Genomic DNA, 8,553 nt, shown 5'->3' on the forward strand with positions numbered 1-8,553 from the left:
AAGTGGAAAAGCAGGTGACGGAGCCAATTGAATCAATCCTTGGGACGGTTGGAGGTGTTAAAAAAGTTACATCAATTTCGCGCGAGGGGCTTTCGCTTGTTCGTTTGCAGTTTTACTGGGGCACTGATATCGATTATGCAATGCTTGAGGTAAGGGAAAAACTTGACGCTGTAAGACAATCTCTCCCAGAGGAGGCTGGAAGGCCTACGATTGTTAAAATTGATCCTTCGTCTGAGTCAATAATAACCATTGCCTTAACTTATTCGGATAGAGATGTATCGGAGAGCGGAATCGCGAATTTGAAAGAGTTCGCGGAAGCTCTTGTGAAAAGACGGCTTGAACAAATTGAAGGGGTTTCCCAAGCGGTTGTGGCTGGAGGATATAGCAGGGAAATTTTAGTTGTGGTTGATGTTGAAAAGATGAAATCGTTTAATTTAACCTTTGATGATATTGCAAATGCGTTAAAAAGTTCAAATATGAGCATCGCTGGTGGGACGATAAAACAGGGGAATCTCAGATACCCGTTCCGTGTCGCATCTGAATTCCAAAGCTTGAAGGATATTGAAAGTGTTGTTATTAGGAAAGGTCAAGGTGCTGGCGTTCGCTTATCCGAGGTCGCAAAAGTTGTTGAAGGTTTTTCAGAAAGGCAGGGATTGACGAGATTGAATGGGAGCGAGGCAATTTTAATTTTTGTGAAAAAGGAAGCACTTGCAAATACGATAAAGGTAAGCGAGAAAGTATCCAAAGTTGTATCCGAACTTATTAGAGATTATCCAGAAGTTAAAATGGAGATAGTTTTCGATCAGGCGGAATTTATAAAGAAGTCAATTTCCGATATTGAGCAGGCAATTTTCTGGGGCGCTTTGCTTGCTTTCCTCGTCCTTTTCCTGTTCCTGCGCGATTGGAGATATCCGATGATAATTGGAATGGTTACTCCATTTTCAATCCTTGCAACGGTTGTGATGATGTATATTACGGGTGTAAATTTCAACATAATTTCGCTTACAGGTCTTGCGCTTGGCATCGGGATGATCGGAGACAACGCGGTGATCATAGTTGAGAATTTCACGAGATTGAGGGAGCAGGGGCTAAGTGTTAAAGATGCGGTTTTAAAAGGTGCGAGGGAGATAAATCTTGCTGTTTCAGCGGCGACATTTACAAATGTTGCCATATTTTTGCCTGTCGTCCTTGTCAAAGGGATCGCTCAAAAGTTTTTCCTTGATATGGGGCTTACAATGACTTTTTCGCTTATATCTTCACTTGTTGTCGCAGTGATGCTCGTCCCATCTCTTCTTTCAAGATTAAAGGACAAAAAAGAGAAATCAGACATTGAGAAAAATCCCTTCATCAAAGCCTATGAAAAATTCATGGCTTTATATTTATCTTCTTTAAGATGGATGTTGAGGAACAGGGGAATGGTTTTGGCTGTGACGACAGTTTTAACTTTGATCTCGCTTTTGATAGCATTTCTCATCAAGGCTGAACAAGCCCCGGATATTGATCAGAGCAGATTCACAATAGAGATAAATATGCCTTACGGCTCGACGCTTGAAGTTATCTCAAATGTTGCCGGTATGATTGAAAAGGAGTTGTTAAGCATAAATGAAATTCAAGCGGTTGTTTCGGATCTCGGTATATCTTCACAGGAGGACTATTTTAGCATTTTGTTTGCAAGTTTAAACAAGGGTAAAATTTATGTAAAGATAAAGCCCGAGTATAAGGTTGATGATGTTATGGATAAGGTTCGTTCTTATTTTGAGAGAAGTGGTTTAATTAAAACTTTAAGTTCGCTCGGCGCTGAAGTTTCGTTTCAGAGGAGAAGCACAACATTTGAGAGGATCCTTCAAACTACAGAAGATGATATCGCCATAAAAATTGCTGGTAAAGGATTTGCAAGCTCATCGTTTGATTCATTGCTTTTCATCGCAAAAGATATAGTTGAAAAAATTAAAAACATCCCAAAGGTAACCGATTTAAGGACCATCCCCGGTCCGGGCAATCCGCAGGTGAGAATACTTGTTGATAAATCCGCCATTGAAAAATATGATCTAAATAGTTCTGATATCGTTTCTGAGGTGGCGGGTTATTTGAGAGGGAAAGTTGCCACTTATATAAGCAGGTTTAACGAGCAAATTCCGATTCGCATCATCTCGGATAAATCAAGGGATGAGGACGCCTTATTTTCGCTTTTAAATTACAGTTTAAAAGCTAACAATTCAAAAAGTTCTTCGTTAGTTCCTATTCAATCTGTTGTAAAAATAGAAAAGGGACAAGGGTTGAACGAAATTTATCATGAAAATGGGAACAGGGTAGCTCTTGTAGTTGCAAATTCAAGAGGTGGGAATATTTTTGCGATAAATAATCAAATAAGCGATGCGATCAAAGATATCGAGTTAAGGTATCAAAACATTTCAATTAAAATTGGCGGGAAGATTGAGGAAATTTACGAGTCATATAGAGGGCTTTTGATCATAATTTTGCTTTCAATTTTCATAGTTTATATGATACTCGCTTCTGAGTATGAATCGATCGTTTATCCATTTGTCATTTTATTGACAAGTCCGCTTGCGCTTGTTGGAGCTTTCATAGCCATGTATCTTGCAGGGCAAAGTTATAATGTGATGTCAATAGTTGGGCTTGTTATAATGCTTGGTGCTATAGATAACGATGCGGTGATCGCTGTTGACCTTATAATATTAAACCGAAGGGATGGGATGCCGCTTGAGGATTCCATAATTGATGGGATGAGGAAAAGGTTCAGGCCGATCGTGATGACAACGCTCACAACTATACTCGGCATCATTCCACTTATCGTTGGTTTTGGAAAAGGGCTTGAGCTTGCGGTTGCGATAAGTTATCCCATAATCGGGGGTTTGATTGCATCGACTATTTTCACACTTTTTATAATTCCCGTCGTTTATACCTATTTTGATAAGTTTTCTCTAAAAGGAAGGTAGGTCTTTGGATTGTCATGCTTGAGAAAATTTTAAAAAGGCCGGTCACCGTTTTAATGTTTTATTTTACGCTTTTAATTTTAATGCTTTTTTCGCTCACTCAACTTGCGATTGAGATAACCCCGGAGATTGATTTCCCGAAGCTTTATGTTGTCGCAAACTGGCGTGGTGTTTCAGCGGAACTGGTTGAAAGGTTTATCACCACAAAGATTGAAGAGGTCGCGGTAACTGTTGCGGGTGTGAAGAAAGTTTCATCGAGAACACGGGAGGGAAATTCGTGGGTTGAAATTGAGTTTCAGAAAAATGTTGATATTGATTTTGCAAGACTTGAACTATCCGAAAAGCTCGCGTCTGTTTATAGAACTTTTCCTGAGGGAGCTGAGTATCCGCAGATTCAAAAGTATGTCCCTTCGGAATTTCAGGAACTTCAAGGATTTATGAGCTTGAGCATTTATGGTGATGCTGAAATCACAAAAATTCAAAAGATAGTTGATGAGATAATTAAACCTTCGCTTTTGGGGATAAAGGGGATCGCGAATGTAAGGGTGCTTGGCGGAGTTAAAAGGGAGATTTTGATAAATGTGGATGAAGAAAAATTAAAAAATTTCGGCGTCAGCATCTATGAGCTTATAAAAGCATTGAACGAATATCAAATCTATAGCCTTGCTGGTTATGTTGATGAGGGAAAGATCAGGCATTTCATTTATACTGGAAATTATTTCAAGGATGTCGATGAAATTAAAAATATCAAAATCAGCAATGGGCAGGGGATTTATGTAAAGCTTTCTGATTTCGCAAATGTTGTTGACACAATATCGGAACCCAACAGCTATTCAAGGATAAACGGGATGCCTTTTCTAACGGTTGAGATTGATAAGGAGCCGGGGGTAAATATGATAAAAGTTGCAAACTTAGTTGATGAAAAAATTAACGAGTTAAAAGATTTAATAAATTCCAGATATGGCTTAAAAATTGAGATCGAGAAGGTTTACGATAGAAGCAAAAATATAAAAATGGAAATAAGGGAGCTTGCAAATAAAGCTTTAATCTCCGCTGGATTTATTGTTTTGATTCTCATCCTGTTCCTGCGTAATGTTGTTTCATCATTTATTGTCTTCCTTTCTGTTATTTTTTCAATCTCGGGTGTGATTGTGTTCTTATATGCTTCTGGGATTGGGCTTAACATAATGACTCTTTCAGCGTTGGCTTTATCTTTCGGGATAGTGATCGACAATTCAATTGTAATTTTTGAAAACATCCAGAGATATTTTGAGGAGCGGAGAAAATTTGATATTGAAGTCATCCTTACGGCGGTTGATGAGATGAAATTGCCCGTCGTCGCAGCTTCACTTACAACTGTTGGTGCACTTGTCCCTGTTTTCTTGCTTCCCGAAAATTTGAAGCCGTATTTTGTTCAGTTCGCTATCACAGCTGGTTTTGTTGTTATTTTTTCTCTCTTGGTCTCATTGACCTTTATTCCGATCGTTTCGCTTAAAGTTTTGAACAGGGTTAAGCCAAAGAAAGAAATGAGGATTTTAGGGTTCATCTCGGGTGTTTACGCAAAAATTTTACGCTGGAATTTGCGCCATAAATGGTTTGTTTTTTCTTTGGTTGTTTTGCTTTTTGGATTACCTGTGTGGATGTTGCCAGAAAAAATTGAGGTAAATGAGGAAAAAGTTAGTTTCGAAATTTTTGGGAGAAAAATTTCGCTTGTTGGGATCGCAGAGCTTTACAATAAAATCTTTTCAAGCAAATTTTATGTCACCGCGAAACCTTATATTGACCATATACTTGGAGGGACATCACATCTTTTCTTCAAGTATGTCTATAAGGGCGAGCTATGGAGGTGGGGTACCGAGACATATATAGTAGTTGATATAAGAGCTCCCCAAGGCACGGAGATTTCAAGAATTGATGAGTTTGTCAGAAAAATTGAAAAGCAATTAGGAAAAAATCTTAGCCACATAGAAAAGTTCACATCTTTGATCTCAAATAGATATGCTACTATAAGAGTTGATTTCAATGATAAGGTTGCGATGACTTCAATACCTTACATAATTAAGGAGAATTTAATCTCGTTATGTGCGCAGACAAGCGGATTCACGGTATCCGTTTATGGATTTGGTCCCGGATTTTACTCCGGTGGGGTGATTATCCCAAGCTTTTCAATCCAAATTCTTGGCTATAATTATGATGTTGTAAAACAAATAGCACAAAACATAGCTGAAATCGTCTCGCAAAATCCAAGGGTTTCGGATATTGAACTTGACAGGGTGCCGTGGATGTCAAAGGAATACGAGGTTGTCGCTTCAGTTGATAGAGAAAAATTAAGCAAATATGGGATTAACCTTGGGGAGTTAATTTATTTCATCGCGGGGAAATTAAGAATGTCGGTTGAAAATTTAAATATGAAGATAGAAAATCAAAATGTTAAATTGAAAATCACTGTTTCAAAATCGGGAGATACGGATACCGGGGTTGATGTGAGGGAACTTTTGGAATCAAACTTTGTAACGAGAGATAGAAGTGTAAAGTTGGCGGATATTTTAAAGGTTGAGTTTGTTCCAACGATGCCGGAGATACGGCGTGAAAATCAACAATATACAAGATATATAACCTTTAACTACAAAGGTCCTTATAACTACGGAAGTAAATTCACGGATGCAGTTATAAAAAGCGTTAAAGTTCCACCTGGGTATGAGGTGAAGAGAGTTGAACGTTTACTCTTTTTATTTGGTGAAAGGGAGAAAATACCGTTGATATTAATTGCGATTGTTTCCGTCTGTCTTGTTTTCATGATCACTGCTTCGCTTTATGAATCTTTCAGGAAGCCGTTCGTCATCATATTATCTGTTCCGATGTCTTTGATAGGTTTATTTGCTGTGTTTTATCTTTTTGATGTTAACTTCGGCAGGGGTGGATATGCAGGGCTTATACTTTTGATAGGTCTATCGGTTAACAATGGGGTAATTCTTGTTGATAAAATTGCAAATTCAATTTCAAAATCGGGTGTTAAAATCCAGGATTCAATCTATGATGATATTCTCATATCAGCTTCTTTCAGCAGGGTGAGGTCAATTTTGATAACGAATTTTACGACGATAGCTGGGTTTGCACCGTTTATTTTTACGAAGAATATATATTCGCTTTGGTATCCGTTTGCAGTTGCTGTTTCAGGTGGACTTTTGTTTTCAATATTAATTGTTCTTTTAGTCACCCCCGTATTTTATAAAATTATTGTCAAATAAATTGAGGTGTTAAATATGGTGGGAAAGATTGCGTTTAAAAAGTTTTTTATCTTCGCTGGCATTTTCGTAATTCTTGGTGCCATTTTAATTTTGGGGTTAATTTTATCTGGAGATGATGACAAGGAAACCACAGCATTAAAAGAAGTAGAAACGGGAGAGATATTTTTCCCTGTTAAAATCGATGTCGCAAGGAAAGGCGATCTCATACAGTTGATAAGCGCAAGTGCTCTGGCGAAACCAGCTTGTGAGATCGACATAATCCCAAGGGTTGGTGGCCAAATTGTCAACTTAAATGCCTACAATGGTAAGTTCGTTAAAGAGGGAGAACTAATTTTAAAGATTGATGATACGGAGTTTAAGATAGCCTTAAAACAGGCGGAGCATAATTTGCTTGATGCGAGAGTTGAATATAATCTTATGAAATCCGGCATCGTCCCAGGGGGTGGGAATCCGGAAAGATTTAAAAGGGAAATTGATAGTTTAAGGGTTATTTACGAAGATATGAGGAAAAAATTTGAAGCGGGGCAGATAAGCGAGGTGGAAATTGAAAGAGTTAAAAGAGATTACGAGGCTTTGCTTGTTTATAGCGATGTGAACAGAGAAGATGTAATCGCAAATAAAAGCGGTTTAAATAGAGCCTTGGTTGAGTATGAGAAAGCAAAATTAAATTTAAGCTATACAGAAATAAAAGCTCCCTTCTCTGGATACATAGCGGATTGTGAGTTGACCCCCGGGGATTACATCACAGCTGGGCAAAAATGTATGAAGCTTGTTGATATATCAAAAATCAGGGTGATCTGTGAGTTGACAGAAATGCAAATGGCAAGGATTAATCTTGGAAATATAGCTGAGGTTGAATTCGTCGCTTATCCTGGGGAAGTTTTCAAAGGAAGAGTTGTAGAGATAAACCCTTACATTGATATTAAAAGACGGCTTGGAAAAGTTGTAATAGAGATTGAAAATCCTGAACATAAAATAAAACCTGGCATGTTTGGAAGTGTGAGAATCCAGGGTGAAGTTTATAAAAATATCTTGCTTGTTCCAAGGCGGGCAGTTATTATGCGTGATGATAAACCAGTTGTGTTTGTTTACCAAAGCAACGGCGAAGATCAAGGGCTTTCTAAATGGTTCTATGTTGAACTTGGTCGTGAAAATGAGCAATTTTATGAGATAAAAAGTGGAATAAATCCTGGAGATACGATAATCGTTGAGGGAAACTATAACCTTGCGCATGATTCAAAGGTTAAAATCGTAAGGTGAAAACCAAATTGGGGGGATGATTATGCTTCTTAATAAAAGAAATCTTGAAAACTTTATTCGGGGGAATATCTCAAAGCAAAATTTTTGTGTAAGTGAAGTTGCTGATTATTTCGATGTTTCAGTCTCGTATCTATATGATTTCATCGCTGAAAATTACGGGACAACTTTACATAAACTTATTGAGACATACCGTCTTGAAAAGGCGATAAGGTTGATTTCGGAGGGGGTTAATTTCAAAAATGTTTGTAAAGAGTGTGGTTATTACAGAATTAGAACATTTAGAGGGGCTTTTAAAAGGAGATTGGGGATTTCGCCATTGGAGTTTAAGAGGATGCTGGATGAGAACTTTGAATTTAAAGAGAAATTGGTTCGGAATTATTTGGGAATTTTATGGGATGGGGTGAGGGGTTGGTGTGATGATAAAGTGTAAAAATTTTCCGTAAAAAATTTCCGCAAAAATTTTCCGTAAAAACTTTCCCCTTTTCTTGACAAAAAGATTTTGATGATTTAAATTCTTGGGTGAGAAAAATAATTTAGTTTTGATTTATGACTGTTAAGTTGATTTCAATTTTAAGGGTAATAATTGGACTTGTTTTCGTTGTTTCGGGATTTGGGAAGTTAATTGATATTAATGAGTTTGCTAATATCGTTAGATCTTACGGATTTTTCCCCAATTTTTTAGTATTTTCATTTTCAATTTCGCTGTCACTTTTTGAGATTTTACTTGGGATGATGTTTTTGTTAAAAATGTGGGTTAGGTTTGTTAGTGTGGCTTTATTATTGTTTTCAATTCTTTTCTTTTTTGCTTTGATATATGGTTTTTATTATTTGGGGCTTGATGAGTGTGGTTGCTTTGGAAGTATTTTAAGTATTAGCGATAGATTTGCTAATTTGTTGAAGTCAGTTATCTTAATTGTTTCAATTAGTTTATACATTTTGATTGAGAGGTTATATTCTTTCAAATTCTTTTTTAAATTTCTTGTTTTTGTTCTTTTATTTTCAAGTTTGTTAATTTTAGCTTTTGCATACGGTGGCCATGTTGATTATGGTGAAATTGATTTAAGTTTTTTAGGTGGTCAAATTGACAATGA

The 8,553-nt window shown here is 37.1% G+C and carries 5 protein-coding genes; all 5 read left to right on the top strand.

The window, feature by feature from the left end:
• The coding region (locus AWW78_RS09020) for an efflux RND transporter permease subunit (protein WP_047134944.1) at positions 1-2,957 on the top strand (2,957 nt) is incomplete at its 5' end.
• A 14-nt stretch (positions 2,958-2,971) separates the two neighbouring features.
• Entirely contained in the window at positions 2,972-6,202 is a 3,231-nt protein-coding gene (locus AWW78_RS09025; RefSeq protein WP_047134945.1) for an efflux RND transporter permease subunit, read from the top strand.
• Positions 6,203-6,217: 15 nt separating this feature from the next.
• Positions 6,218-7,462 (top strand): efflux RND transporter periplasmic adaptor subunit, encoded by a 1,245-nt coding sequence (locus AWW78_RS09030; protein ID WP_047134946.1) that lies wholly within the window; start codon positions 6,218-6,220, stop codon positions 7,460-7,462.
• A gap of 22 nt (positions 7,463-7,484) precedes the next feature.
• Positions 7,485-7,892: a helix-turn-helix domain-containing protein gene (locus tag AWW78_RS09035; protein ID WP_047134947.1), complete on the top strand. Its 408-nt coding sequence runs from the start codon at positions 7,485-7,487 to the stop codon at positions 7,890-7,892.
• Positions 7,893-8,008: 116 nt separating this feature from the next.
• Positions 8,009-8,553, top strand: a 545-nt coding sequence (locus tag AWW78_RS09040; RefSeq protein ID WP_047134948.1) for a MauE/DoxX family redox-associated membrane protein, incomplete at its 3' end; no start/stop codon positions are given.

This window comes from Candidatus Kryptonium thompsonii (assembly GCF_001535985.1).
In the GTDB taxonomy this organism is placed as follows: Bacteria; Bacteroidota; Ignavibacteria; order Kryptoniales; family Kryptoniaceae; genus Kryptonium; species Kryptonium thompsonii.